The sequence below is a fragment of the Caulobacter sp. 10L414 genome, assembly GCF_056395525.1.
In genome coordinates, this window is the sequence record NZ_JBFTJR010000006.1 from 63,390 (window position 1) to 87,890 (window position 24,501).

The following is a 24,501-nucleotide window of genomic DNA, read 5'->3' on the forward strand; positions in this document are numbered from 1 at the left end:
GGAGGGCAAGCGAAGCCTCTCATCTGCCAGATAGCGCCTGCCCAACATCCGCAACGCTCTGCTATCCGGCGATCATGATTGTTCTTGAAATGTTCCAAATTTGTGATTCCTGTCAAGTAGGCCTCGCAGCTTCGCCGGGGACGTGGCGCACAGTTGAGGCGCTAAGGGGCAGTCGACGAGTGCCAAGTCGGCGCGCTCAAGAGCCATGTCGTGGATCGAGTGTCGGCGACGGTATTTGGCGAAGCGGGGGAGTGATCCCCACCTCAACAAACCACCCCGCCAGCCTTGCCCCAGCAACCCCCACGGTGCATGAGGAACCCTGAAACGGCGAGGCCTCTGCTTCGCCGCCCGCGCTAACCGGCCTTCCGGCGACGGAGGGAGGACAAGAGACATGACCGAAGCTGCTTCCAAGACGATCAAGGGTCGCACCGGCGACTGGGAAATGGTGCTGGGCCTCGAGGTTCACGCCCAGGTGGCCAGCAAGTCCAAGCTGTTCTCGGGCGCTGCCGTCGGCTTCGGCGCCGGTCCCAACGAGCAGGTCAGCCTCGTCGACGCGGCCATGCCGGGCATGCTGCCGGTGCTGAACCGCTTCTGCGTCGAGCAGGCGGTGAAGACGGGCCTGGGCCTGAAGGCGCAGATCAATCTGAAGAGCCGCTTCGACCGCAAGAACTACTTCTATCCCGACCTGCCGCAGGGCTATCAGATCAGCCAGTTCGACCAGCCGATCGTCGGCGAGGGCGTGGTGGTGGTCGAGCGCGACGACGGCACGACCTTCGACGTGCGCATCGAGCGCCTGCACCTGGAGCAGGACGCCGGCAAGTCGCTGCACGACCAGGATCCGAACGCCACCTACGTGGACCTGAACCGCGCGGGCACGGCGCTGATGGAGATCGTCTCCAAGCCCGACATGCGCACCTCGGAAGAGGCCGCGGCCTATGTGAAGAAGCTGCGGACGATCCTCGTCTATCTGGGCACCTGCGACGGCGACATGGAGAAGGGCAACCTTCGCGCCGACGTCAACGTGTCGGTCTGCCGTCCGGGCGACTATGAGAAGTTCCGCGAGACCGGCAGCTTCAAGCACCTGGGCACGCGCTGCGAGATCAAGAACGTCAACTCGTATCGCTACATCCAGCAGGCCATCGAGTACGAGGCCCGTCGCCAGATCGAGATCCTGGAAGACGGCGGCACGATCGACCAGGAAACCCGCCTGTTCGACCCGAACAAGGGTGAGACCCGCTCGATGCGTTCGAAGGAAGAAGCGCACGACTACCGCTATTTCCCCGATCCGGACCTGCTGCCGCTGGTGCTGGACCCGGCCTGGGTGAAGGAGATCGAGACGACCCTGCCGGAACTGCCGGACGCCAAGAAGGCGCGCCTGCAGAGCGAGTACGGCCTCTCGGCCTACGACGCCGGCGTGTTGATCATCGACGCCGAGCGCGCCGACTATTTCGAGGCCGCCGCGAAAGGTCGTGACGCCAAGCTGGTGGCCAACTGGGTGACCAACGAACTGCTGGCCAAGCTGTCGGCCGCCGGCACGGCCTTCCCGGACTCGCCGCTGCCCTCGTCGGACATCGCCCAGCTGGTCGAGCTGATCGAGAACGGCACGATCTCGTCGAAAATCGCCAAGGAAGTGTTCGAGCACATGTGGGCCGGCGAAGGCCGTCCCGCGCAGATCGTCGAGAAGCGGGGCCTGGTCCAGATCAACGACACCGGCGCCATCGAGGCGGCGATCGACGAGCTGATCGGCGCCAACCCCGACAAGGCCGCGGCCGTGAAGGAAAAGCCCCAGGCCATCGGCTGGTTCGTCGGCCAGGTCATGAAGGCCACCGGCGGCAAGGCCAACCCGGGCGCGGTCAACGACCTGCTGAAGGCCAAGCTGGGTCTCTGATCGGAGTTCCTCCCCCGTGAAACGGGGGAGGGGGACCGCGAAGCGGTGGAGGGGGCGAGACTGGGCTCAGTGCCGGCCGTCGCCCCCTCCGTCACGGCGCGTATCCGCACCGCGCCACCTCCCCCGCACGCTCCGCTACGGGGGAGGAGTGAAAAGGGCCCGTCGCGAAAGCGGCGGGCCCTTCTCTTTTCGGAGGGGACACGAACTGGGACGCGCCTATTGCGGCGTGGTCGGGTCCTGAGCGGACGACGAAGCGGCCGGATCGCCCGTGTGCTTCTTGTGCTTCTTGGACTTCTTCTCGGGCTTGGCGGCGTCCTCGGCGGCCGGGGCGGTGGTGGTCGAGGTTTCGCCGGGGGCCGTGGCCGAGGTCGGCTCGCCAGCGCTCGCCGCGCTGTCGGCCTGGGGCGTCGTGCTGTCAGTGGTCGCCGGGGCGGTGGTCGAGGCCGACGGATCGGTCGTCGTGGTCGAAGAGCCCCAGCTGCTGCTGGACGAAGGCGGAGTGGTCTGGGCGGAGGGATCGGCCGGGGCCTGCTGGGCCAGGGCCGAACCGGCGTAGCCGGCGGCGGCGAGGGCGAGGACGGCGGCGGAGATGCGCAAGCTCTTCATCGGTAAGCGCCTTCGTGTCTGCTGCGTCGGACTGTGACGCGAGGCTCACGCTGGCGGCGGCTTGCGGCCGAAATGACCCGACAATCGGGCTTTGCGGCCCGATGCATGGCGCACGCGCGGCGAGCGTGGCGCAAAAACGGCGCCCCAGGTGGTGTTCCCGGGGCGCCGCAAGACTTTTCAGATATCGGCGAAATGCCGACGATCTAGTTGTTGATGATCTCGAAGATCAGGCCCGTGGCGATGGCGGCCAGCACGTAGTCGTTGCCGGCGCGGTACCAGTAGTAGCCGCGGGGCGGGTGACGCAGGTGGTAGCGGCCGTAGTCGTGCACGACGTAGCCGCCGCCGCGATAGTAGGGCGGCAGGTAGCCGCCGCGACGCCAGGCGTTGTAGCCCGGGCGATAGTCCGGACGGCCGTAATAGTGGGCCGGCGGAGCGCCGTAGTGCCAGCGGTCACGATAGTAGTAGCCGTTGTAGCGGCGGTCGTCCCAGCGGCCGTGGCGGTTGTCGCGGCGGTCATCGCGACGATCCCAACGGCCGTCACGGCGGTCATCGCGGCGATCCCAGCGGTCGCCGCGGCGGTCGTCACGACGGTCCCAGCGGTCCTCGTGGTGGCCGCGGCCCTGGGCCGAGGCCTCGGTGGCCACGGCGGCCATCGGGCCGGCGACCGAGGCCACGGCGGCGATGGTGAGCAACAGACGTTTCATACTGACGTCTCCTTGTGGTCAGCGGTCGCCTGGCGGCGGCCTAGTCCCTCGACCTTGGAAACAAGATTGATCCCCGGCGCCTGAACCGTCGCTGAACGGTCATGTCAGGATGGGTGTTGGCGTCGCGCGCGGGCGTGGCCATGTTCTGCGTCATCAAGACCGACATCAGGGAGTCGCGTGCATGACCAGCCCCATCGAGCTGCACTATTGGCCCACGCCCAACGGCTGGAAGATCTCCATCGCGCTGGAGGAGATGGGCCTGCCCTACGAGATGGTTCCGGTGAACATCGGCGCGGGCGAGCAGTTCAAGCCGGAATTCCTGGCCATCAGCCCCAACAACCGCATGCCGGCCATCGTCGATCCGGACGGTCCGGACGGCCAGCCGATCTCGGTCTTCGAGTCCGGCGCCATCCTGCAGTACCTGGCCCGCAAGACCGGCCAGTTCTACGGTCAGGGCGAGCGCGACCGGGTGAACATCGACCAGTGGGTGATGTGGCAGATGGGCGGCCTTGGCCCGATGGCCGGCCAGACCCACCACTTCCGCCAGTATGCCGGGGCGATCATCGCCGATCAGCGCCAGCTGGCCTACGGCGCGATCCGCTACACCAACGAGACCCACCGCCTGTACGGCGTGCTGAACAAGCAGCTGGCGGGCAGGGATTTCGTCTGCGGCCAATTGTCCATCGCCGACTTCGCCATCTGGCCTTGGGTCGTGCCGTGGAAGAACCAGGGAATCCAGATCGAGGAGTTTCCGAACATCAAGGCGTGGTTCGAGCGACTGAATGCGCGCGAGGCCGTGCAGAAGGGCTTCAAGCTCGGCGCGGAACTGCGTTCCGGCGGCCTGCAAGCGTCTGGAAAAGCTGCCGAAGAGGCGCGCAAGGTTCTGTTCGGCCAGCGGGCGCGTTAACCACCCGTATACCCGTGTTTATCGGGTGTTACTTCAATGATCGAGGCGTGTTGTCGCGCCTCGATTCATGATCTCTGTGCGCTTAACTATATGTTCAGCGAGCAAGGTTTTCTCTGTGTTCATGGCCGAGCTGGACCACTGGGGATCAGCCGGAAGGACTGGGGAACTGAAGTGATGATGATGAGCATCGAACCGCCCGCCGTCGTGATGGGCCTGCCGCTGCCGACCGCTGAATCGACCGGCGACGAGCTGTTCCGCATGGGCATGCTGTATTCGACCGGCCAGGGCGGCGCGCCGCTGGACTATGTATCGGCCCACATGCTGTTCAACCTGGCCGCCATGCGCGGTTCGGTCGAGGCCAAGGTCTATCGCAAGGAACTGTCGCAAGAGATGGCCAGCGAAGACGTCGCCGAAGCCCAGCGCCAGGCGCGCCAATGGCTGGCTCACGGCTGAACCACGGTTCAGCCGTTTCTACTCTCGGGCCGGACGCTCTCTGGATCCGGCCGTGACTTTCAAGGTCAGTTGCTGAAGCCGTTGATGGCGTAGCTGAAGCTGATCGGCAGCAGGTCCCGGAAGTACTGCTGCATGAACAGGCCCGTCTCCGCCGCCCCGCTGCGCGGCACGTAGACGATGTCGAAGCGGCGAAGCGGCACCAGGTCCGCGCCGCGCGGGTCGGTCAGACCCTTCAGAAGATCCGCCGTGCGCATCATGGCCCGTCCGTCGGGGCCGCGCCGGATGATGATCACCTGGCTGCGCTTGGACGAGCTCTTGAACCCGCCGGCCTGGATCACGGCCCGCAGGGCGTCGCCGTCGCCGGCCATGTCGTAGACGCCGGGATTGCCGACCTCGCCGCCGACGAACACCTTCAGCGGCGCCGTCGCCTTGACCGCCACCTGCACCTGCGGACGCAGCAGCTGCTGGCCGTAGGCCTGGGTCAGCGAGGCTTCCAATTCCTCGATCGTGCGGTCGGCGGCCATGACCGGTCCGACCAGCGGCAAAGCGACGCGGCCGTCGGGCTGCACCACCACCGACTTATTAAGCTCCGTGGCCGAAGGTACGGTCACTTCCAGCTCGTCGCCCGGATAGAACCGGTAGGCGGGCTCGCTCTCGCTCCAGTCGGCGTAGCCGATGTTTGGGAACTGGCCGGTGGGCCGCGGGGCGGGCGTCAGCGGCTCGCCGTCGACGTGGCCGCAGGCCGATAGGCTGGCGCTCGCGAGCGCCAGGGCCAGGGCGGTGGAGAGAGCGTTGCGCCGATCCATGCGACGGTTCTTACCAAACATAGGTAACCAAACCTTAAGCCCGGAAGTCCCAGGGTCATGTGGAAATTTGGACCCATTGGATTCGCATGTCGACGAGCGCCTGGACCAGCGTGCCGCACGACCCGCCGTCGCGACGCGACTGGGCGGCGCGAGCCCGCTATGCGCCGACCGATTTCATCACGCTGCTGTGGCGTGAGCGCTGGCTGATGCTGGGCGTGTTCCTGGTGATCCTGTTCCTGGGCGCGGCCTTCGCCTACACGCTGAAGAAGACCTACACCGCCAATTCCAGCCTCTTCGTGCGCCTGGGCCAGGAGTACGTCTACGAGCCGCGCGCCGGCGACGCCGCCCGCGGCGCGGTGCCCGACGTCGACCAGGTGATCCAGTCGGAAAGCGAGATCCTGGGCAGCGGCGAGTTGCGCGAGCGAGTGATCCGCAAGCTGGGCTTCGCCACCGTGTTCCCGGACGCCGCGGCCAAGTACGCCTCGGCCAATCCCGAGCAGAAGCGCAAGATGATCGCCCAGGGGCGCGACAGCGTCGGCCGCAGCCTGAAGATCGAGACCGCGCCCGACAACTCGATCATCCGCCTGTCGTTCCAGCACCAGGACCCGGAAACGGCCGAGAAGGTGCTGAACACGCTGCTGGAAGAGTACCTGATCTATCGCCGCAGCCTGCTGATCAACGACGACGACAAGGTGCTGGCCCGCCAGCGCGACACCTTCGAGCAGCGGCTGGCCGAGACCGACACCGCCTATCAGGCCTTCCTGCAGACCAACGACATCGGCGACTTCACCGCCCAGAAGACGGCCCTGACCCAGCTGCAGGCCCAGGTCGAGGCCCAGAAGTACTCGATCGACGCCCAGCTGCAGGACCGCCAAGGGCGCCTGGCCGCCGTGCAGGCCGAACTGGCCCGCACGCCGTCGGAAGCCGTGCTCTATCGCGACCAGGACATGTCGGCTTCGAGCAAGCTGGCGCAGCTGAAGCTCGACCGCGAGGGCCTCTTGGCCCGCTACCTGCCGAACGCCCAGCCCGTGCGCGACATCGACGCCCAGATCGCCCAGCTGGAGCAGGGCGTGGCCAGTGGTCGCACCAATGGCGAGGGCGCGCGCCGCAGCGGTCCCAACCCGATCTGGCAGACCCTGCAGTCGACCCGCAACGACCTGACCGCCGAGGTCGCGGCCCTGCGCCAGTCGCAAGGCGCCTACGCCATGCAGGTGCAGGAAGTGAACGAGCGCCTGCTGCGCCTCTCGCAGCTGGAACCGCAATTCAACCAGCTGACCCGCGACCGCGACGTGCTGTCGGCCAACGTCCGCGACTTCACGGTCAAGGAACAGCAGGACGAGGCCCAGCGGCAGATGTCGGCCGAGAGCAGCGACAACATCCGCATCGTCCAGCGCGCCGTCGCGCCGTCGCAGGGCAAGAGCCTGCAGAAGCCGGTGATGGTGCTGGCCCTGCTGTTCGCCGCCTTCACCGCCGCCTGCGCGGGCCTGGTTCGGATGCTGCTGCGCCCGGGCCTGCAGACGCCGGCCTCGGCCTCGCGCACCCTTGGCCTGCCGGTCCTGGCGACCGCCGGCGTCAAGCGCGCGGCCTAAGGTCCGAGTGGGCGATTTGGTCGCCTTTCGCGCGAACATGGTTAGGCATTAGTTTCAACGGTCTTCAACGCGCGGCGATTCGGGCGAATGGTGGATTTGAACGTGGAAATGGCGGAACTGTGGGGGTCGCTCGGCGCCCCCGCGGCCGGCCGTGCGCACGTCGTCCAGTTCGTGTCGGCGCGGCGCGGGGAGGGGACCTCGACGGCCGCCCGCGAGTTCGCCCGTTTCGCGTCCAAGCGCGCCGGCCGCCGGACCTGGCTGATCGATCTCGACCTGACCACCTCGCCGCAATACCAGGCCATCGCCGCCGACCCCGAACGCTACGGCCCGTTGGGCTCGGGCGCGGCGGCCAGCCCCGACGGCTCGATGTTCTTCACGGTGCAGCCGCCCGCGCCCCGGCCCGACGGCGGGGTGTGGCCGGACTCCAAGTACATCGCCGCCCACAGCGTCGGCGGTCCGCGCTTCTGGGTCACCCGTTTCAAGCGCGAAGCCCTGCGCGGCCGCCAGAAGGCCCACATCCTGCCGGGGGTGGAGTACTGGGCCGCCCTGCGCCGCCACGCCGAGATCATCGTCGTCGATTGCCCGTCGGCCGACACCTCGCAGGCGGCCCTGACCATCGCCCAGCACATGGACCAGACCATCCTGGTGGTCAGCGCCCAGGAGGCCGACGTGCGGCCGCCGGGCCTGCTGCGCGACGCGCTGGCCTCGGCCGGCGGACGCTGCGCCGGCGTGTTCTTCAACCAGGCCTCGGTGACGCCGCCGAGCTTCCTGCGGGCCATCCTGCCGTGACCTCGTCCTATGGCGGACCGGTCAGCGTCGCGCCGCCGAGGCTCCTGTTTCCCCAGATCGCCATCTTCACCGCCTCGGTGTTCCTGCTGCTGCTCTACAGCGGCGGCTGGGAGCTGCCGCTGGTGGGGGAGAACGCCGACGAGGCCGGCTCGGCCATCCTGCGCGTCGCCTACCTGCCGGCCTATGCGGCGGGCTTTGGCCTGATCGCGCTGGATCCGCGCAACAGCCTCCGGGCCAGCGTGCGCCAGCCGTTCCTGTTCGCCCTGATCGGCATCGTCTGCCTGTCGGCCTTCTGGTCGATCGCGCCGGACGTCACCACGCGCCGCGCCTTTGCGGTGACTTGCACGACGCTGGGCGGCGTGGCCCTGGCCGCGCGTTTCCGCTGGCGGGAGCTTGCCGAGGTGTTCGCCGCCACCTTCGCGGTGCTGATCATCGCCTCCTACGTGGTCTGTATCGCCGTGCCGCGCATCGGGGTGATGACCGAGCTGTTCCCCGGCGCCTGGCGGGGCCTGTGGCGCGAGAAGAACGGCCTTGGCGGCATGATGGCCTTCGGCTTCTGCATCGTCTCGGCCGCGGCTCTGCTGAACCCCAAGCGGGCCAAGCTGTGGTTGGGCTTCGCCGCGCTGGCGGTCGGCCTTGTGCTGATGTCGACCTCGAAGACCTCGCTGGTGTCGCTGATGCTGGGCGTGGCGGCCCTGGGCTTTGTCCTGATCGCCCGGCGCGGTCCGGCGGCCGGCACGGCGGCGACCTGGACGGCGGTGACGGGCGTGGTGCTGCTGGTCGCCTTCCTGGTGCTGGCCTCTGACGTGTTCTTCGCGATCCTGGGCAAGGACGCCACCCTGACGGGCCGCACCAAGATCTGGAGCGCGGCCCTGGTCGAGATCCAGGAGCGGCCGTGGCTTGGCTTCGGCTATCACGCCATCTGGGGCGACAAGAGCGGTTGGGGCCCCTTCGCCTGGATCAGCAAGAACGCCGGCTTCCAGGCTCAGCACGCGCACAATTCGTGGCTGGAGCAGTGGTTGGGCATGGGGCTGTTCGGCCTGGCCGCCTGGGGCCTGTTCTACATCCAGACCATGACCCTGGCCCTGATCGCCGTGTTCCGCGACCGGGGCGCCTTGCTCGCCTTTCCGTTCCTGGTCGTCTACAGCCTGGTGGCGCTGACCGAGAGCATCGCGGTGGCCTACAACGACTTCCGCTGGGTGCTGTTCGTGGCCCTGGCGGTGAAGCTGTCGTTCCCCGACCGGGAGTTGGAGCGGTAGGGGCTTCCTTCTTTCCCCGCCGTTCCAACCATTCTCCCGTCATTCCCGCCCTTGTGGCGGGAACCCCTCTATCAGCCGCAAGGCCGGATGGGGCGACGTGCTAAGCACGTCGCTGGCTATTCCCGCGCGAACGGACCCAGGGTTTCCCGCCACAAGGGCGGGAATGACGAGCGGAGAGGAGAGAGCCTAGATCCGCGACCACATCGCCGGCCGCTCGGGCACGGCGCCCAGCCGGTCCAGGGTCGCCGACCGCAGGGCCACGATCCCACCTTCCAGGGCGCGCCAGGCCTTCATCCTTCCACTGACGACTACGCGCTCGTCCCAGGCGGCAGGGCCGGCCGAGACCACGTCCAGGCCGATCTGGCGGTAGACGCCGCGCGCCGCCGCGATGGCCCAGGCCGAGCGGACGGGCAGGTCGCGCAGGCCCCAGCGGGCCGAGGCGTAGTAGGGCTCGGCGGCCTCGACCAGGCGACGGGCCAGGGCGGCGACGTCGGCGCGGCGGGAGGGGTCGGTCAGTTGCTCGACCGGCAGGGAAAGGTCCGCCAGCCAAGCGCGGGGCACGTAGACCCGGCCGTTGCGGGCGTCCTCGACGATGTCGCGGGCGATGTTGGTCAGCTGGAAGCCCAGGCCCAGGTCCTGGGCCCGGCGCAGGGTGGCCAAGTCCGAGGCCGGCACGCCCATGACGATGGCCATCATGGCGCCGACGACGCCCGCCACGCCCCAGCAATAGGCCAGCAGGTCTTCCAGCGTCTCGTAGGTGCGGCCCTCGACGTCCATGGCGAAGCCGTCGATCAGGTCGAGGGCGTAGCGTTCGGGAATGCCGCGACCCAGCGCCACGGCCTGGAAGGCGGCGAAGACGGGATCCGTCGGCGTCTCGCCCGCCAGGGCGCTGCGGGTCTGGGCGTAGAGCGCGGCGAGACGCGCGGGCGCGTCGGCCACCGGGCTCATGCCGTGACCCAGGGTCTGGCCGTCGATGACGTCGTCGCAGTGCCGGCACCAAGCATACAGCATCTCGGCGTCGGCGCGGGTCTGGGCGTCGAACAGGGCCGCGGCGGCCGCAAAGCTCTTGCTGCCCTTCTGGATCGCTTCCCGGCTCTGGGCCTCGATGTCCTGAGCTTCGAGCGCGCTCATTCGGCGACCGGGGCCTGAGTGGCGAAGTCGTCGATCATCAGGCCGGCCGTCGCCTTGGCGCTGCCCACCACGCCCGGAATGCCCGCGCCCGGATGGGTGCCGGCGCCGACGAAATAGAGGTTGGGGATCACGTCGTCGCGGTTGTGGGTGCGGAAGAAGGCGCTCTGGGTCAGGATCGGCTCCAGCGAGAAGGCCGCGCCCTTCCAGGCGTTGAGATCCGTGACGAAGTCGCCGGGCGTGATGAAGCGGCTGGTGACCAGGTCGGCGGTCAGGCCCGGGATGTAGTGCTTTTCCAGATAGGCCAGGATGCGGTCGCGGTACTTGGGCCCCTCGACAGACCAGTCGATGTCGGCCGTCTGCAGGTTGGGCACGGGCGACAGGGCGTAGAAGGTCGAGCAGCCCTCCGGCGCCATGGCCGGATCGCTGGCGGTCGGATGGTGGAGGTACAGCGAGAAGTCCTCGGCCAGGGCGTTCTTGCCGTAGATCTCGCCGATCAGCTCCCGGTATCGATTACCGAAGCAGATGGTGTGGTGGCGGATCTCGGGGTGCTGGGTCTTGAGGCCGAAATAGACCACGAACAGCGACGGGCTCCAGCGCTTGCTCTCCAGCGCCTTGCCGACCTTCTGGCCGCGCGGCTCCTCGCGCAGCAGGTGGCGGTAGGTGTGCATGACGTCGGCGTTGGAGGCGACGGTGTCGAAGGCCTCGAACCCTTCCTTGGTGACCACGCCCGTCACCCGGCCCTCGCGCACCGCGATGCGCTCGACGGGGTGGGAGAGGCGCAGCTTGCCGCCCAGGTCTTCGAACAGCTTGGCCAGCGCCCGCACCAGGGCGTGGGTGCCGCCGCGCGGGAACCACACGCCGCCCCGACGCTCCAGCGCGTGGATCAGGGCGTAGATCGACGAGGTGGCGAACGGGCTGCCGCCGACCAGCAGGCTGTGGAACGACAGGGCCTGGCGGACGTGGTCGTCCTTCACGAAGCCGGCGACCTTGTCATAGACGCTGCGCCAGGCCTGCAGCTTCATCAGCGACGGCGCGGCGGCGATCATGCTGCCGAAGTCGAGGAAGGGCACGGCGCCCAGCTCGACATAGCCTTTCTGGTACAGTTCCTCGGAATAGTCGTGGAAGCGGCGATAGCCCTCGACATCGGCCGGGTTGCGGGCGGCGATCTGGCGATCCAGGCCCTCCTGGTCGTTGACGTAGTCGAAGACGTCGCCGTCTTCCCACAGCAGGCGGTAGAACGGATCGACCGGCAGCAGGTCGACATAGTCCTCGATGCGTTTGCCCGAGAGCTCGAACAGCTCCTTGAGGCAATCGGGATCGGTCACGACCGTGGGGCCGGCGTCGAAGGTGAAGCCTTCCTGCTCCCAGACATAAGCCCGCCCGCCCGGCTTCTCGCGGCCCTCGAAGAGGGTGACGTCGAAGCCCTGCGACTGCAGGCGAACCGCCAGCGACAGGCCGCCGAAGCCGGCGCCGATGACGGCCGCCTTGGGACGGGGCGGGACCGGGGCGTGGGCGTTCATGCGTCTTGTCCTCCGAACACGGAACTCTCGCTTATGCACTTCATGGCCGCCGGGATCGGCACCGGCGGCTTGCCGATCAGCACCCGGGCCTTGTCGCGCCAAGTCAGGCGCGCGGCATAGAAGCGTTGGATCAGCGGGACCGACAAGCGGTAGAACCGCTCCAGCACCCGATAGCGCTCTTCCGGCGCGCAGGCGCGGAACAGCATGCGGTTGAGCAGGCGCAGGAAGCGCCGCTTGCGCCAGGTCGCCTTGGAATGGGCCTCGACGCAGGCGCGGACGCTGGCGCTGGTGATGCGGGGCAGGGCGGCGATCTTGTCGGCCAGCCGGGCGGCGTCGGGCAGGGAATAGCCGGTGGTCGGCTGGAAGAGGGCGGCGCGCAGGCCGACCTCGGCCACCTGCGGCCGGGCTTCCTGCCAGTAGGCGTCGATGTCGCCGCCAAGGGCGATGGGCAGCACGCCGTGCTCCTCGCGCTCGACCGCCTCGATCGTCCAGCCCTGGCCGCGCGCGTAGTCGGCGATGGCGGCGCCCAGCAAAGCGCGGTCCAGGCCCGGCCCGTCGCTGTAGCGGGTGTCCTCGATCAGCAGGCGGTGGGTGTCCAGCGGCAGGACGTAGACGAAGCGGTAGCCGTCGGTCTGCGGCACTGTGGCGTCCATGATGATCGGCGCCGAAAGGCCGTGGGGCGCTGTCAGGCGCAGGTCCTGGCCGACGAACTTCTGCCAGCCCAGCGCCAGGCGCTTGCTGCGCCGCGCGCCGCGTCCGTCGATCACCGCGCCCGCGACGATGCGGCGGCCGTCGGCCAGCGTCACCTGGTGCGGATTGACGTCGACCACGGCGACGCCGGTCCAGGCGTCGGGGCCGAGGACGCGGGTCGCCACCTCGTGCAGGCGCTTCGAGGTGATGGCCAGATAGGGCGTGGGCAGGCGGCGGCTGTGGGCGGGAAAGCGCACCTCGTAGCCGGTCCAGCGATGCACGATCAGCGGCCGCAGCCAGCCGCAGATGGCCGCGTCGACATCGGTTTCGAAGTGGCACCAGGTGTGCTCGCCGCCGATGGTCGCCTCGCGCTCCAGCAACAGCACGCGCAGGCCCGGACGCAGCGCCTTGAGGCGCAGGGCGACCAGGCTGTTGGCCAGTCCGCCGCCCACCAGGACGACGTCGGCGCGAAGCGCGGCGGAAGCGGATTCCATCGTTCTGGCTCTAGCACGAAAGAACGACGCTCACGCCAGCGCTATGACGCAAACCTCGCGCCCGTTTGGGCGTTGCACGCCAGCGGGCGAGACGTTAGGGGAGCGCGCACAGGAGCGCCCCCATGACCCACGCCGCCGCCATCATCGACGGGAAGGCCTTCGCCGCCCGCCTGCGCCAGACCATCGCCGCCGAGGTCGAGACCCTGAAGGCCGAGCACGGCCTGACGCCCGGCCTGGCCGTCGTGCTGGTGGGCGAGGATCCGGCCAGCCAGGTCTATGTGCGCAGCAAGGGCGAGCAGACCCTCGAGGCGGGCATGCACTCCGAGACCCATCGCCTGCCGGCCGAGACCAGCCAGGCCGAACTGCTGGCCCTGGTCGAGCGGCTGAACTCCGATCCGGTCGTGCACGGCGTCTTGGTGCAGTTTCCGGTGCCCGACCACATCAGCCAGGCCGCCGTGGTCGCCGCCATCTCGCCCGACAAGGACGTCGACGGCCTGACCGTGGCCAACGCCGGGCGCCTGGCCAGCGGCCTGCCGGCGCTGACGCCCTGCACGCCGACCGGCTGCATGATGCTGCTGCGCGACCAGCTGGGCGATCTGTCGGGCAAGCGCGCCGTGGTCATCGGTCGCTCGAACCTGATGGGCAAGCCGATGGCGCAACTGCTGCTGGCCGCCGACTGCACCGTCACCATCGCGCACTCGCGCACCAAGGACTTGCCGGCCGTCGTGCGCGAAGCCGATATCGTCGTGGCCGCCGTCGGCCGTCCGCAGATGGTCAAGGCCGACTGGGTCAAGCCCGGCGCGGTGGTCATCGACGTCGGCATCAACCGCATCCCCAAGGATGACGGCAAGACGCGCCTGGTGGGCGACGTGGCCTTCGAAGAGGTCAAGGCCGTCGCCAGCGCCATCACCCCGGTGCCGGGCGGCGTCGGCCCCATGACCATCGCCTGCCTGCTGGCCAACACCGTCCTGGCCGCCAAGCGCCTGAACGGCATCGGCGAGTAATTCTCTTCCTCCCGTCATTCCCGCCCTTGTGGCGGGAAGCCCTGGTTCCGCTTTTACGTGAGGCGCCTGCGGCGTGCCAAGCACGCCGCCTCTACTACCTTTGCGGCTGATAGAGGGGTTCCCGCCACAAGGGCGGGAATGACGGGAGTGGGGGTAAACGAAGAAAGCCGGGGCGCGAGCCCCGGCTTTCTTGTCTTCGATGCTGGTCGCGACCGGTCAGCCGGCCAGGTACTCGGCCACGCGGCCTTCCAGCTCCAGCGCCAGGGCGCGGCCCACGGGGTGCTCGTCGGTCTTGATGTCGTCGCGGACGCAGGCCTTGATCGCGTCGATATGGGCGTCGACCAGGAACATCGGGGCCGAAAGGCGGGTGGCCGGGTCGTCGATCAGCTTGCACAGCGATGCGGCCAGGCGCGTGATCAGCGGGAATTCGTAGGTGGCGCCCAGGCCCTTCAGGTCGTGGGCGCGCAGGTAGAGGGTTTCGACGGTCTGGGCGTTGAGGCCGTCGGCGCGCACGCCCTGGCGGGCGGCTTCCAGCTTGACGATCTCGTCGTTGAGCCATTGGGCGAAATTGCCCGACAGGCTCTTGAGCGCGGCTTCGGCCTTGGCGATCGCGGCCATGTCGATACCGCCGCGTCCGCCCACCTTGAGCTTGAGCATGTTCGGCACCTGGATCACCTCAGCGGTGGGCTTGTTCATCGGGTCGCCTCCCCGTCGGCGTTACTTAGGGAACGGTCACACGACAGGCGTTAACAATGAGTGAGACGAAGGTTTCACTCCACAGGCCCGTGTCGGGTTTCCGACGTTCCCGGCTAGGCCGAGAACTGTTCTGTCAGTACGCGCTCCTCAAGACTGCGGCCCGCGTCGAACAACATCGACAGGGTCGAACCCCGGTCCTCGGAGATATGCACCTCGACGACGTCGCGGACCTCGTAGTTGTCGGCCACGGCGCTGACGGGTCTCTTATCGCATTCCAGGACCTCGAACGTCACCCTCGCGCTCTGCGGCAAAAGCGCGCCCCGCCACCTACGCGGGCGGAAGGCGCTGATCGGGGTCAGGGCCAGCACGCGGGCGTCCAGGGGAATGATCGGTCCGTGGGCCGACAGGTTGTAGGCCGTCGAGCCCGCCGGCGTGGCCACCAGGGCGCCGTCGCAGACCAATTCGCTCATCCGCACCTTGCCGTCGATCGAGATGCGCAGCTTGGCCGTCTGGCGGGTCTGGCGCAGCATCGAGACCTCGTTGATCGCCAGCGCCCGGTGCTGGCGACGACGCKAGTCGATGGCGACCATCGCGAGCGGGTGGATGACGGCGCGTTCGGCGGCGTTGATCCGCGCCAGCAGTTCGTCCTCGCTGTACTCGTTCATCAGGAAGCCGACCGAGCCGCGGTTCATGCCGTAGATCGGCTTCTGGTTCAGGATCGTCTCGTGCAGCATTTCCAGCATGAAGCCGTCGCCGCCCAAGGCGACGACGATCTGGGCGTCGTCACCGGCGTCGCCGTAGCGGGCGGCCAGGCGCTCGCGGGCCTCCTGGGCTTCGGGGCGGTCGCTGGCCTTGAAGGTCAGGCGAGTCGAGTACGGCTGGGCTTGGAACATGCCGCCCCAAGTGGCGGGATAGCCGCTTGCTTGTCAAACGGCGGTCTCGCGGGCTCCGTCAGGCGGCGCTGACGGCCTGGCGGAAAGCCATGGCGGCGATGTCGGGGCGGAACGGGCCGAAGGCGCCGCTGGCCCTGCGGGCCGCCTCCGCGCCGCCGCCGGGGCGTCCGCCGTTCAGCTGGCGCACGTGCTCGAGGATGGTCGGAAAGACGCTGCGGTCGATGCCGACGGCCGAGCAGGCCAGGGCCAGCAGTTCGGGACGGTTGCTGTCGATGGCGCGGCGCACCTGGCGCACGTCGAAACGGCCAAGGCGGGCCATGGCGAAGACGAAAAGCGGCAGACGACCTTCGCGCAGCACCCGCAACAGGTAGCCCGGGCGCAACTGGCCGGCGGCGTCGAGCTTTTCGACCAGCGCCGCCTCCATCTCCTCGCGATCGGCCTCGTCCTCGACGGCGAGCGCCGCGGGGGCGGACGGCTGCAGGCCCAGATGGGCGGCGTGGGTGGCCTCGTCGACGGCGGCCTGCATCCTGGCCGGATCCAGGTCGAAGCGGCCGGTGAGGGCCTCGCGCAGGGCGCGCCCGACCCAAAGATAGAGCTGCTCGGCCAGCAGGGGCGACAGGCCCGGGTGACGAGCCAGGGGCGAGCGCAGGGCCACGACCTCCTTGGCCTGGGCCACCAGGCGGCCCATGGCGTCCTGGTTGATCTCGGCGCTGGCGTTGCCGGCCAGGGCGGTCAGCACGGCCGGTTCGCTTTGGGAAAGAATGGCCTCGACCACCGGCGCGCGCAGGCCCGGTCGGCGGGCGACCTCGATCTGGTGTTCCAGCGTCGCCTGGACCAGCAGGCGGATCAGGTCGTGGTCCTGCAGCACCGGGCTGCGGGCGATGATCGGGCGGGCGATCTCGATCTCGTCGAGGGCCAGGATGTTGACCAGGGCCGACGGGGCCCAGGCCGCATCGGCCAGGCGCTCGGCCAGGCGCTGGCGAATCTCGCGCTCGGCCTCGACCACCAGGGTCATGAAGATCGAATCGAGCAGGACCTGGATTTCGGGCGCGGCCGGCTTGCCCTGGGCCTCGCCCGTTTCGCAGAGGTCGACGATGCCGGCGAGCAGGCGTTCGCGGTCTTCCGGCTCGCGGCTGCGGGCCAGGGCAAGAAGCTCGGCGGTCTGTGCGGCTTGGCTCACGACCCTCCTCGGGCGCCAAACGGAACTGTGGCTACCTTGGTGTTCCCAGATGAAAACATGCTTAAACAGGTCAAGCCACGGAACCTGGAGACTAGCGGCGCTCTGTCGCAGGTGAATCCGGGGATGTGAAAGAGGAAACGCGTATGGGGCGAGCACTGATCCTGGCTCTGGACCAGGGAACGACCAGCACCCGGGCCATCCTGTTCGACCACGAGGGCCGGGCGGTGGCCGAAGCCGGACGCCCTCTGCGCCAGAGCTATCCCCATGACGGATGGGTCGAGCACGACGCCGAGGAGATCGCCGCCGCCTGCGTGGCGGTTATCCGCGAGGCGGTCGAAACCTCGGGCGCGGCGCTCGACGAGGTCGTCGCCCTGGGCATCACCAACCAGCGCGAGACGGTGGTGGTCTGGGACAAGGTCACGGGCCGCCCGATCCATCCGGCCATCGTCTGGCAGGACCGCCGCACGGCCGAGGCCTGCGAAAGGCTGCGCAAGGACGGCAAGGAGGCCCGGGTGACCGCCGTCACGGGCCTGCTGCTCGACCCGTATTTCTCGGCCACCAAGATCGCCTGGCTGCTCGACAACGTGCCCGGCGCCCGCGCCCGGGCCGAGGCGGGACAACTGCTGGCCGGCACGATGGATGCGTGGACGATCTGGAAGCTGACCGGCGGCGCGCGGCACGTGACCGACGCCACCAACGCCTCGCGCACCTTGCTGTTCGACATCGAGCGGCAGGACTGGTCGGACGAGATGCTGGCGCTGTTCGGCGTGCCGCGCGCGCTGCTGCCGCAGGTGCTCGACTGCGCCGCCGACTTCGGCGAGGTCGGCGCGTCGGTGCTGGGCCGGCCGCTGCCGATCCGCGGCGTGGCCGGCGACCAGCAGGCGGCCCTGATGGGGCAGGGCTGCATCCGCCCCGGCGAGATGAAGGCCACCTACGGCACCGGCTGCTTCATGCTGATCAACACCGGTGCCACCAGGGCCGTGTCGGCCTCTCGCCTGCTGACCACGGTGGCCGCTCGCGTGGATGGCCAGGCGACCTACGCCCTTGAGGGCTCGATCTTCGTGGCCGGCGCGGCGATCCAGTGGCTGGGCGAGGGGCTGGGGATCACCGGCGGCCCGCGCGCGGCCGAGGCCCTGGCCCGGGCGGCCAAGGCCGACCATGGGGTCGTCGTCGTGCCGGCCTTCACCGGCCTGGGCGCGCCCTGGTGGGACGCCAAGGCGCGGGGCGCGATCTTCGGCCTGACCCGCGACGCCGGCCTGCCCGAGATCGCCGCGGCCACCTACGACGCCTGCGCCTTGCAGAGCCGCGACCTGATCGAGGCCATGCGCGCCGACGCGCCGGACGCCTTCGCCGGCGAGGCGCAACTGAGGATCGACGGGGGCATGTCCAAGAGCGCCTGGTTCAGCCAGCGCCTGGCCGACCTGACCGGCCTGCCGGTGGCTCGCTCCAGCTACCAGGAGACCACGGCGCTGGGCGCGGCGCTGTTCGCGGGGCTGGGAGCAGGGCTCTACGACTCGCTGGAGGAGGCCGCCAAGGCGCGCCCCTCGGCCGAGGATCTTCGGCCCGCCATGCCCGTCCACGCCCGCGAGGCGGCTTACGCGCGCTGGCTGGACTGCGTGCCGCGCGTCCGCTCCTGATCCTCAAAATCGCGCGGCGCGCTGCGAAAGGCGTCTCGCCAACCTGGGCGGGCATTGCTATGACATCGCTGTCATAAGCAAGAACCACAAGGGAGGCCTCGACGTATGACCGCGACGCGCCGCACCGTCACGCTGGCTCTGGGAGCCGGCGCCGCACTCGCCGCCGGAGGCCTTTCCATGTCCGCCCAAGCCGCCGTCCAGACCCTGGGCTCCATCCGACGCCTGTCGCCTGCGCTCGACGCCGTGATCGCCGCCGACGCCAAGATCGAGAAGCTGGCCGACGGCTTCGTCTGGTCCGAAGGGCCGGTGTGGGTGAAGGACGGCCAGTACCTCGTTTTCTCCGACGTGCCGGCCAACGTCATGTACCGGTGGAGCCAGAAGGACGGCAAAAGCGTCTTCCTGCAGCCCTCGGGCTATGACGGCCCGCCGACCAAGATCTTCCGCGAGCCGGGCTCCAACGGCATGACCCTGGACGCGCATGGGGACCTGCTGGTCTGCAATCACGGCTACCGGGCGATCACCAAGCTGGATCTGAAGACCAAGGCGCGCTCGGTGGTGGTAGACCGCTATCAGGGCAAGCGCTTCAACAGCCCCAACGACCTGGCGGTGGCCAAGTCGGGCGCGATCTACTTCACCGATCCGCCTTACGGCCTGGAGGGGCTGGACGCCTCGCCGGTGAAGGAGCTCAGCTTCAATGGTGTCTATCTGCTGCGCGCCGACGGCTCGCTGGCGGTGGTCGACGACAAGCTGACCTTCCCCAACGGCGTGGCCCTGAGCCCCGACGAGAAGCGCCTCTACGTGGCGGTGTCGGATCCGAACGGGCCGGTGATCATGGCCTACGACCTGGGCGCCGATGGCCTGCCGACCGCGCGCAAGGTGTTCTTCGACGCGGCCGCCCTGCACAAGGCCGGCGGTCCGGGGCTTCCCGACGGCATGTGCCTGGACACCGAAGGGCGTCTCTACGCCACCGGGCCGGGCGGGGTGCTGGTGATCACCCCGGCGGGCGAGTTGATCGGCGTCATCGAGACCGGCGGCCCGATCGCCAACTGCGCCTTCGGCGAGGACGGCAGGACGCTGTTCCTCACCGCCGACAAGACCCTGGCGCGGGTGCGGCTGAAGACGACCGGACTGGTCTGGTAGCAAGACAAGGAGAGGCGAGGGTGATGAACAAGCGCACGTTCATGCAGGCCGGCCTCGCCGCCGGCGCCATGGCCGCGACGGCTCCCGCGGCCGCGCTGGCCCAGGCCAAGGCCGAAGGCCGCAAGCTCGGCTACGCGATGCTGGGCCTGGGCTACTACGCCACCCAGATCATCATGCCGCGTTTCGCCGAGTGCGAGCACTCGAAGCTGACGGCCCTGGTCAGCGGGACGCCGGAGAAGCTCGCCAAGTACGGCGCCCAGTACGGGATCCCGGAAAGGAGCCGTTATTCCTACGAGACCTTCGACCGGATCATCGACGATCCGGCCGTCGACATCGTCTACGTGGTCACGCCCAACAGCCTGCACCGCACCTTCACCGAGCGGGCGGCCAAGGCGGGCAAGCACGTAATGTGCGAAAAGCCGATGGCGACTTCGGTCGCCGATTGCGAGGCGATGATCGCCGCCTGCAAGGCCGCCGGTCGCAAGCTGATGATCGGCTATCGCAGCCGCTTCGAGCCGCACAACCTGGACGCCATCGCCCTGGCGCGGGGCGGGGCGCTGGGGCCGGTGGCCACCATCGTCGCCGATCACGGCTGGACCGCCAGCGACCCGAACATGTGGCGGGTGAAGAAGGCGCTGTCGGGCGGCGGCAGCCTGATGGACATCGGCATCTACAGCCTCAACGCCGCCCGCTACCTGACCGGCGAGGAGCCGATCGCCGTCAACGCCATGGAGTCGACGGACCGCTCCAATCCGGTGTTCGCCGAGGTCGAGGACACCATCAATTTCCAGCTGCTGTTTCCGTCGGGGGCGACGGCGAACTGCGTCTCGACCTACAGCGCCAACTGCAACCGCTATCGGGTCTCGGGTCCCAAGGGCTGGGTCGAGATCGATCCGGCCACCAGCTACGGCGGCCAGGCCATGCGGGCCAATCTCGACGGCCAGGCAAGGCCCCGCACGCCGCCGCCGGTGAAGAAGAGCCAGTTCGCCGGCCAGCTGGATCACCTGTCGGAATGCATCCTTACCGGTCGCGACCCGATCGTGCCGGGCGAGGAGGGGCTGAAGGACCTGCGGATCATCGAGGCCATCTACCAGGCCGCCCGCGAAGGCCGGACGGTGAAGCTTTAAGGCCCTGCGTCCTTCGAGGCTCGCTGCGCGGGCGCCTCAGGATGAGGAATTCAGTGCAATGAGACCCTCATCCTGAGGTGCGAGCCGGCGGCGAGCCTCGAAGGACGCAGGGCGTGACAACCTTGGGGATGACACCATGATCAACCGGTTCGCCTTCATCCTGGCCGCCGCCCTGACCCTGCCCGCCCTGGCGCACGCCCAGCAGCGCGTTGCCCTGTGGCCGAACGGCGCGCCGGGCTTCGAGGCGCGCAAGGCCATACCCGAGCAGTCGGCGGAGTACTGGGCCAAGTCGATCAACGATCCTTCGGTGACCGCTTATCTGCCCCCGGCCGGCACAGCGACGGGCGCGGCGGTGATCGTGCTGCCGGGCGGTGGTCACAAGATGCTGGTCATCCATCCGGAAGGGACCGACGTCGCCAAGGTGCTGAACCCCATGGGCGTGGCGGTCTTCGTGCTGAAGTACCGCCTCAGCCAGGAAGAGGGCTCGCCCTACGCCATCGACCACGCCCGACAGGACGCGGTGCGGGCGGTGCGGCTCGTCCGTTCGCGCGCCGCCGAGTTCGGCGTGGACCCGAAGAAGATCGGCCTGATGGGCTTTTCCGGTGGCGGCGAGGTGGTCGACCTGGCGGTCTACGGCTCGACCGCCAAGGATCCCAAGGTCGACGCCGTCGACAAGGTCAGCGGCCGGCCCGACTTCCAGGTGCTGATCTATCCCGGCCCGGCGGGCATTCCCGACAAGATCCCGGCCGATACGCCGCTGGCCTTCATCCTCGCGGCCGACGATGACGAATGCTGCTCGGCCCCGCCGGTGGAGCTGCTTTCGAAGTTCCGCGCCGCCAAGGTTCCGGTCGAGTTCCACCTGTTCCAGAGCGGCGGCCACGCCTTCAACATGGGCTTTCGCACGGAGAAGGCCGCCATCAGGGCCTGGCCCGAGCGGTTGCGCGACTGGATGGCCGACAACGGGTGGGCGACCAAGCGATAGCTCTATCCGCGGTCATCTCTCGGTAGTGACCTTGGCTGATAACTCCGGTTGCGAAGCGCCGCGACGCTCGTTTTGTGCGAGGCGCGCGGCGCGCAGTTCAGGGAGTTCGTCGCATGGTTCTTTCGTTGCGTGGTCGTACGGTCCAGACGCCCGAAGCCTTTTCGGAGCGCTGCCGGCTGGTGCTCAGCCTGATCCCTTCGGCTCCGGAGTGGCTGGCCTGGGCGATACGCGACAGCAACGCCCACTTCGCCTTCGCAGACGAGGAGGGGCTTCTCGGCGCCGTGCCGGACCTGCATGACAGCGCTCTGATCCTGCTGCCGGCGCTGGGGCTGCAGGTGTGCTCGGCCAAGCTGGTCACGCTGGAGATCGACGCGCTGAAGGCGCTGGTGGCGGCCGAGCAGACCGGTGGCGAAGAGGCGCTGGCCAAGGCGCGGGCTGTGCTGGTCGAGCACGGTTTGCTGACCCAGGCCGATCTGGCGGCCGGCCCGGCTTTCCTGGCGACTCTCGGCGTCGGCGATGCGCCGGTGTTCCAGATTATGGACTATCCGGCGCATGTGGCCGTCCTCGCGCTGGCCGATGTGCTGAGCGGCGTGGACGCCGAGCTGGCCAGGGAAGCGGTGGCCTTCGCCCTGACCGTTTCCAGCACGCCGGCCGAGTTCGCCGACCACGTGGAAATCTACGTCGCGCTGGCTGGCGAGGGCGAGGCTCCGGCGGCCCGCGCCGCCCGGATCGCGGGCGTGGTGCGGGCGCTGAAGGGCAAGGTGTTCGGCTATCTGAGCACGCTGCTGATCAACGAGGCGCATATCGCCGGGATCGTGCGCCAGGCCATCGGCCAGCTATTGACGCGGGGCCTCTTCCTGGGATTCACCCGCCTGTCGCTGGCCGTGCGCGAGGTGGTGGCGGTCGGTAAGCCGATGGCGCTCGAAGACGTCGATGCGGCGGTGCGAGCCTGCATCGAACCCATCTCCGGCCTGCTCGCGGGCGGTCTCTTGAGGCTGCGCGAGGGCAAGCTGCGTCAGGACGGCGCCATCGAGTTCCCGATCGAGATTGGCGGGCGACGACTGGTGATCCTGCTGACGACCGGCGGCACGGTCAGCCTCGACCGGGCCCGGCTTGCGGCCTAGTCGGCCGCATCCACGTAGGCCTTCACCCGCGCGAACAGCTCCTCGAACATCGGCGTCGTCAGGCGTCCGGTGTTCGTGTTGAGCCGCGAGCAGTGATAGCTGTTGAAGATGCGGTAGGGGCCGGCCTGGAACTCCGAGCCGTGGCCGGGGATGCCGGCCGAGGCCTTCAGGCCCAGGGTCTTCAGCACATTGCGCCGCGAGACGTCGCCCAGGGTGACGATGGCCTTGAGGTTGGGGAACATGTCCAGCCGCGCCTTCAGGAACGGGCGGCAGGTGTTCTCCTCGCTGGTCTCGGGCTTGTTGCCGGGCGGGGCGCAGCGCACCGCGTTGGTCACCGCCGCGCCGACGAGCTGCAGGGAGTCGTCGATGCGCGCCTCGAACCTGCCGGTGGCGAAGCCGTACTTGATGAGCGTCTCGTAGAGCAGCGTGCCGGCATAGTCGCCGGTGAACGGTCGGCCGGTGCGGTTGGCGCCCTTGCGGCCGGGGGCCAGGCCCACGACCAGCAGGCGGGCGTCCTTGTCGCCGAACGACGGGGCCGGGCCGTTGAAGTAGTCCGGATAGAGCTCCTGGTTCTCACGGCGATAGGCCACCAGGCGCGGGCACAGCGGGCAGTCGCGCGGCGGTTCGGCCGGGGAGGGGACGACCTCGCCGACGATGTTGGAATGCTGCATGGCGTCGGCTCGTTCTCAGTACTCGTCTTCGGCTTCGCGCTCGGCCGGGGTGCGTTGGTCGGTCGAGGCGTAGCGCTGCTGCGGCGCGCGTTGCGGGCGGCCGATGATGTTGCCCAGGTCGGCCAGGTCGACGAAGTTGTCGGCCTGCCGGCGCAGGTCGTCGCTGGTCATCGGCGGCTGGCTCTTCATCGTCGAGACGACGGTGACGCGGCGGCCCTTGCGCTGGACGGCCTCGACCAGGGCGCGGAAGTCGCCGTCGCCCGAGAACAGCAGCAGGTGATCGACCGTGTCGGCCATCTGCAGCATGTCGACCGCGATCTCGATGTCCATGTCGCCGCGCCAGCGCTTGCGGCCCTGGCTGTCGGTGTACTCGCGTGCCGGCTTGGTCACCAGGGTGAAGCCGTTGTAGTCCAGCCAGTCCACCAGCGGACGGATCGGCGAGTAGTCGTCGTTCTCGGCGATGGCGGTGTAGTAGTAGGCGCGCACCAGCAGGCCGCGCTTCTTGAACTCGTCGAGGAGCTTTCGATAGTCGATGTCGAAGCCCAGCGCCTTGGCGGCGGAATAGAGGTTGGCCCCGTCGATGAACAGCGCCAGCCGCTCGGTCGGATAGAAGGTCACGGGTCTAATTCCTTGAAAAATCGGCTGGATAAAAATGGTCGGGACGCGGCCGTGGTCGTCGCCCTCGGCTGTAATCTGCCCGGAGCCTACACGAGTCGCGAGGCTCTGTTGGAAGCCGCCGTGGCGGCGCTGGCTGGCGAAGGGCTGGCGGTGGTCGCCCGTTCCGGCTGGTGGACGTCGGCCGCATGGCCGGATCCTTCGGGACCTGCCTATCTGAACGGCGTGGCGCTGGTGGAGACCGGCCTTTCGCCCGCCGAGGCGCTGGCGGCCCTGCACCGCGTCGAGGCCGCGTTCGGCCGCGCCCGGTCCGAGCGCAACGCCGCCCGCACGCTGGATCTCGACCTGATCGCCCACGGCCGCACGGTGATGGACGGAAACCTCGTCCTGCCCCATCCCCGCGCCCACGAGCGCCTGTTCGTCATGGGGCCCCTGGCGCAGATCGCTCCGGACTGGATCCATCCGGTGCTGGGCAAGAGCGCCGCACGGCTGGCCGCCGGCGCTGACGTGGGGGGCGACGCCCGTCCCGTCGGCTGATCTTCGGGAAATCTACGGCCGCGCTGGACTTTGCTTTTCGGAAAAGGCATACACGCCGC

The 24,501-nt window shown here is 68.8% G+C and carries 24 protein-coding genes; 13 read left to right on the forward strand and 11 right to left on the reverse strand.

Annotated elements, in window-relative coordinates:
• Nucleotides 1-391: 391 nt before the first annotated feature.
• Entirely contained in the window at nt 392-1,888 is a 1,497-nt protein-coding gene (gene gatB / locus AC1DCG_RS03670) for an Asp-tRNA(Asn)/Glu-tRNA(Gln) amidotransferase subunit GatB (RefSeq protein WP_477029475.1), read from the forward strand.
• Nucleotides 1,889-2,104: 216 nt separating this feature from the next.
• On the opposite strand, the gene AC1DCG_RS03675 is transcribed toward gatB, so the two are convergent.
• Both AC1DCG_RS03675 and AC1DCG_RS03680 read right to left on the reverse strand, forming a co-directional pair.
• The gene (locus tag AC1DCG_RS03675) at nt 2,105-2,494 is read right to left on the reverse strand and encodes a proteophosphoglycan 5 (protein WP_477029476.1); all 390 of its coding nucleotides are present in this window, start codon (nt 2,492-2,494) and stop codon (nt 2,105-2,107) included.
• Between the two features lie 203 nt (nt 2,495-2,697).
• Nucleotides 2,698-3,198, reverse strand: coding sequence for an RcnB family protein (locus tag AC1DCG_RS03680; RefSeq protein WP_477029477.1), 501 nt, complete (start codon nt 3,196-3,198; stop codon nt 2,698-2,700).
• A 181-nt stretch (nt 3,199-3,379) separates the two neighbouring features.
• Here AC1DCG_RS03680 and AC1DCG_RS03685 point away from each other — a divergent pair, with 181 nt between their 5' ends.
• Nucleotides 3,380-4,105 (forward strand): glutathione S-transferase family protein, encoded by a 726-nt coding sequence (locus tag AC1DCG_RS03685; protein WP_165259449.1) that lies wholly within the window; start codon nt 3,380-3,382, stop codon nt 4,103-4,105.
• Between the two features lie 174 nt (nt 4,106-4,279).
• Nucleotides 4,280-4,558 (forward strand): sel1 repeat family protein, encoded by a 279-nt coding sequence (locus AC1DCG_RS03690; RefSeq protein WP_165259451.1) that lies wholly within the window; start codon nt 4,280-4,282, stop codon nt 4,556-4,558.
• Between the two features lie 65 nt (nt 4,559-4,623).
• Here AC1DCG_RS03690 and AC1DCG_RS03695 read toward each other — a convergent pair whose 3' ends face one another.
• Nucleotides 4,624-5,364 carry a polysaccharide biosynthesis/export family protein gene (locus AC1DCG_RS03695; protein WP_165259453.1) on the reverse strand — a complete coding sequence of 247 codons (741 nt, stop codon included), beginning with the start codon at nt 5,362-5,364 and terminating at the stop codon, nt 4,624-4,626.
• A gap of 86 nt (nt 5,365-5,450) precedes the next feature.
• Here AC1DCG_RS03695 and AC1DCG_RS03700 point away from each other — a divergent pair, with 86 nt between their 5' ends.
• The 3 genes from AC1DCG_RS03700 to AC1DCG_RS03710 all read left to right on the forward strand — a co-directional run bounded on the left by AC1DCG_RS03700 (nt 5,451) and on the right by AC1DCG_RS03710 (nt 9,001).
• The gene (locus tag AC1DCG_RS03700) at nt 5,451-6,953 is read left to right on the forward strand and encodes a GumC family protein (protein WP_165259455.1); all 1,503 of its coding nucleotides are present in this window, start codon (nt 5,451-5,453) and stop codon (nt 6,951-6,953) included.
• A gap of 108 nt (nt 6,954-7,061) precedes the next feature.
• Nucleotides 7,062-7,742 (forward strand): P-loop NTPase family protein, encoded by a 681-nt coding sequence (locus tag AC1DCG_RS03705; protein ID WP_477029480.1) that lies wholly within the window; start codon nt 7,062-7,064, stop codon nt 7,740-7,742.
• A 44-nt stretch (nt 7,743-7,786) separates the two neighbouring features.
• Complete coding sequence (locus AC1DCG_RS03710) at nt 7,787-9,001, forward strand: O-antigen ligase family protein (RefSeq protein WP_477029510.1); 1,215 nt, start codon at nt 7,787-7,789, stop codon at nt 8,999-9,001.
• Between the two features lie 186 nt (nt 9,002-9,187).
• On the opposite strand, the gene AC1DCG_RS03715 is transcribed toward AC1DCG_RS03710, so the two are convergent.
• The 3 genes from AC1DCG_RS03715 to crtY are packed head-to-tail and all read right to left on the reverse strand — an operon-like array spanning nt 9,188 to nt 12,836.
• Nucleotides 9,188-10,132, reverse strand: a complete 945-nt coding sequence (locus AC1DCG_RS03715) for a phytoene/squalene synthase family protein (RefSeq protein ID WP_477036730.1) — start codon at nt 10,130-10,132, stop codon at nt 9,188-9,190.
• On the reverse strand, nt 10,129-11,652 hold the full coding sequence (locus AC1DCG_RS03720; protein ID WP_477036731.1) for a phytoene desaturase: 1,524 nt from the start codon (nt 11,650-11,652) through the stop codon (nt 10,129-10,131). The genes AC1DCG_RS03715 and AC1DCG_RS03720 overlap by 4 nt, the downstream gene beginning before the upstream one ends.
• Nucleotides 11,649-12,836 carry a lycopene beta-cyclase CrtY gene (gene crtY, locus AC1DCG_RS03725; protein ID WP_477029483.1) on the reverse strand — a complete coding sequence of 396 codons (1,188 nt, stop codon included), beginning with the start codon at nt 12,834-12,836 and terminating at the stop codon, nt 11,649-11,651. Before crtY ends, AC1DCG_RS03720 begins: the two co-directional genes overlap by 4 nt.
• Nucleotides 12,837-12,958: 122 nt before the next feature.
• Here crtY and folD point away from each other — a divergent pair, with 122 nt between their 5' ends.
• Nucleotides 12,959-13,840 (forward strand): bifunctional methylenetetrahydrofolate dehydrogenase/methenyltetrahydrofolate cyclohydrolase FolD, encoded by an 882-nt coding sequence (folD, locus tag AC1DCG_RS03730; protein ID WP_477036732.1) that lies wholly within the window; start codon nt 12,959-12,961, stop codon nt 13,838-13,840.
• Nucleotides 13,841-14,056: 216 nt separating this feature from the next.
• Here folD and AC1DCG_RS03735 read toward each other — a convergent pair whose 3' ends face one another.
• From AC1DCG_RS03735 to AC1DCG_RS03745, 3 genes are all read right to left on the reverse strand, one after another.
• Nucleotides 14,057-14,536 (reverse strand): Hpt domain-containing protein, encoded by a 480-nt coding sequence (locus AC1DCG_RS03735; protein ID WP_165259469.1) that lies wholly within the window; start codon nt 14,534-14,536, stop codon nt 14,057-14,059.
• A 113-nt stretch (nt 14,537-14,649) separates the two neighbouring features.
• A complete protein-coding gene (locus tag AC1DCG_RS03740) occupies nt 14,650-15,429 on the reverse strand; it encodes an NAD kinase (RefSeq protein WP_477041381.1) in 780 nt (259 codons plus the stop codon).
• A gap of 58 nt (nt 15,430-15,487) precedes the next feature.
• Nucleotides 15,488-16,609, reverse strand: a complete 1,122-nt coding sequence (locus AC1DCG_RS03745) for a DUF2336 domain-containing protein (protein WP_477036733.1) — start codon at nt 16,607-16,609, stop codon at nt 15,488-15,490.
• A gap of 143 nt (nt 16,610-16,752) precedes the next feature.
• Here AC1DCG_RS03745 and glpK point away from each other — a divergent pair, with 143 nt between their 5' ends.
• The 5 genes from glpK (at nt 16,753) to AC1DCG_RS03770 (ending at nt 22,619) form a co-directional block, all read left to right on the forward strand.
• Nucleotides 16,753-18,246, forward strand: coding sequence for a glycerol kinase GlpK (gene glpK / locus AC1DCG_RS03750; protein WP_477036734.1), 1,494 nt, complete (start codon nt 16,753-16,755; stop codon nt 18,244-18,246).
• A 177-nt stretch (nt 18,247-18,423) separates the two neighbouring features.
• Complete coding sequence (locus AC1DCG_RS03755; RefSeq protein ID WP_477029488.1) at nt 18,424-19,386, forward strand: SMP-30/gluconolactonase/LRE family protein; 963 nt, start codon at nt 18,424-18,426, stop codon at nt 19,384-19,386.
• Nucleotides 19,293-20,513, forward strand: a complete 1,221-nt coding sequence (locus AC1DCG_RS03760) for a Gfo/Idh/MocA family protein (protein WP_477029511.1) — start codon at nt 19,293-19,295, stop codon at nt 20,511-20,513. Before AC1DCG_RS03755 ends, AC1DCG_RS03760 begins: the two co-directional genes overlap by 94 nt.
• Nucleotides 20,514-20,649: 136 nt before the next feature.
• A complete protein-coding gene (locus AC1DCG_RS03765; protein WP_477029489.1) occupies nt 20,650-21,495 on the forward strand; it encodes an alpha/beta hydrolase in 846 nt (281 codons plus the stop codon).
• 113 nt (nt 21,496-21,608) lie between these two features.
• Nucleotides 21,609-22,619: a hypothetical protein gene (locus tag AC1DCG_RS03770; RefSeq protein WP_477029490.1), complete on the forward strand. Its 1,011-nt coding sequence runs from the start codon at nt 21,609-21,611 to the stop codon at nt 22,617-22,619.
• On the opposite strand, the gene AC1DCG_RS03775 is transcribed toward AC1DCG_RS03770, so the two are convergent.
• Nucleotides 22,616-23,290 carry a uracil-DNA glycosylase gene (locus AC1DCG_RS03775; RefSeq protein WP_477029491.1) on the reverse strand — a complete coding sequence of 225 codons (675 nt, stop codon included), beginning with the start codon at nt 23,288-23,290 and terminating at the stop codon, nt 22,616-22,618. The two genes, AC1DCG_RS03770 and AC1DCG_RS03775, sit on opposite strands and share 4 nt — an antisense overlap.
• Nucleotides 23,291-23,305: 15 nt before the next feature.
• A complete protein-coding gene (locus tag AC1DCG_RS03780; protein ID WP_165259485.1) occupies nt 23,306-23,908 on the reverse strand; it encodes an NYN domain-containing protein in 603 nt (200 codons plus the stop codon).
• A 51-nt stretch (nt 23,909-23,959) separates the two neighbouring features.
• Here AC1DCG_RS03780 and folK point away from each other — a divergent pair, with 51 nt between their 5' ends.
• Entirely contained in the window at nt 23,960-24,442 is a 483-nt protein-coding gene (gene folK, locus AC1DCG_RS03785; RefSeq protein WP_477029492.1) for a 2-amino-4-hydroxy-6-hydroxymethyldihydropteridine diphosphokinase, read from the forward strand.
• Nucleotides 24,443-24,501: the final 59 nt, after the last annotated feature.

Coding starts and splice junctions, on each gene's coding strand:
- AC1DCG_RS03770 (WP_477029490.1), top strand. CDS start 21,609: ATGGTTCTTTCGTTGCGTGGTCGTACGGTCCAGACGCCCGAAGCCTTT.
- AC1DCG_RS03755 (WP_477029488.1), top strand. CDS start 18,424: ATGTCCGCCCAAGCCGCCGTCCAGACCCTGGGCTCCATCCGACGCCTG.
- AC1DCG_RS03715 (WP_477036730.1), bottom strand. CDS start 10,132: ATGAGCGCGCTCGAAGCTCAGGACATCGAGGCCCAGAGCCGGGAAGCG.
- AC1DCG_RS03705 (WP_477029480.1), top strand. CDS start 7,062: ATGGCGGAACTGTGGGGGTCGCTCGGCGCCCCCGCGGCCGGCCGTGCG.
- gatB (WP_477029475.1), top strand. CDS start 392: ATGACCGAAGCTGCTTCCAAGACGATCAAGGGTCGCACCGGCGACTGG.
- AC1DCG_RS03720 (WP_477036731.1), bottom strand. CDS start 11,652: ATGAACGCCCACGCCCCGGTCCCGCCCCGTCCCAAGGCGGCCGTCATC.
- AC1DCG_RS03680 (WP_477029477.1), bottom strand. CDS start 3,198: ATGAAACGTCTGTTGCTCACCATCGCCGCCGTGGCCTCGGTCGCCGGC.
- AC1DCG_RS03765 (WP_477029489.1), top strand. CDS start 20,650: ATGATCAACCGGTTCGCCTTCATCCTGGCCGCCGCCCTGACCCTGCCC.
- AC1DCG_RS03735 (WP_165259469.1), bottom strand. CDS start 14,536: ATGAACAAGCCCACCGCTGAGGTGATCCAGGTGCCGAACATGCTCAAG.
- AC1DCG_RS03700 (WP_165259455.1), top strand. CDS start 5,451: ATGTCGACGAGCGCCTGGACCAGCGTGCCGCACGACCCGCCGTCGCGA.
- AC1DCG_RS03695 (WP_165259453.1), bottom strand. CDS start 5,364: ATGGATCGGCGCAACGCTCTCTCCACCGCCCTGGCCCTGGCGCTCGCG.
- AC1DCG_RS03775 (WP_477029491.1), bottom strand. CDS start 23,290: ATGCAGCATTCCAACATCGTCGGCGAGGTCGTCCCCTCCCCGGCCGAA.
- AC1DCG_RS03690 (WP_165259451.1), top strand. CDS start 4,280: ATGATGATGAGCATCGAACCGCCCGCCGTCGTGATGGGCCTGCCGCTG.
- folD (WP_477036732.1), top strand. CDS start 12,959: ATGACCCACGCCGCCGCCATCATCGACGGGAAGGCCTTCGCCGCCCGC.
- AC1DCG_RS03675 (WP_477029476.1), bottom strand. CDS start 2,494: ATGAAGAGCTTGCGCATCTCCGCCGCCGTCCTCGCCCTCGCCGCCGCC.
- AC1DCG_RS03685 (WP_165259449.1), top strand. CDS start 3,380: ATGACCAGCCCCATCGAGCTGCACTATTGGCCCACGCCCAACGGCTGG.
- glpK (WP_477036734.1), top strand. CDS start 16,753: ATGGGGCGAGCACTGATCCTGGCTCTGGACCAGGGAACGACCAGCACC.
- crtY (WP_477029483.1), bottom strand. CDS start 12,836: ATGGAATCCGCTTCCGCCGCGCTTCGCGCCGACGTCGTCCTGGTGGGC.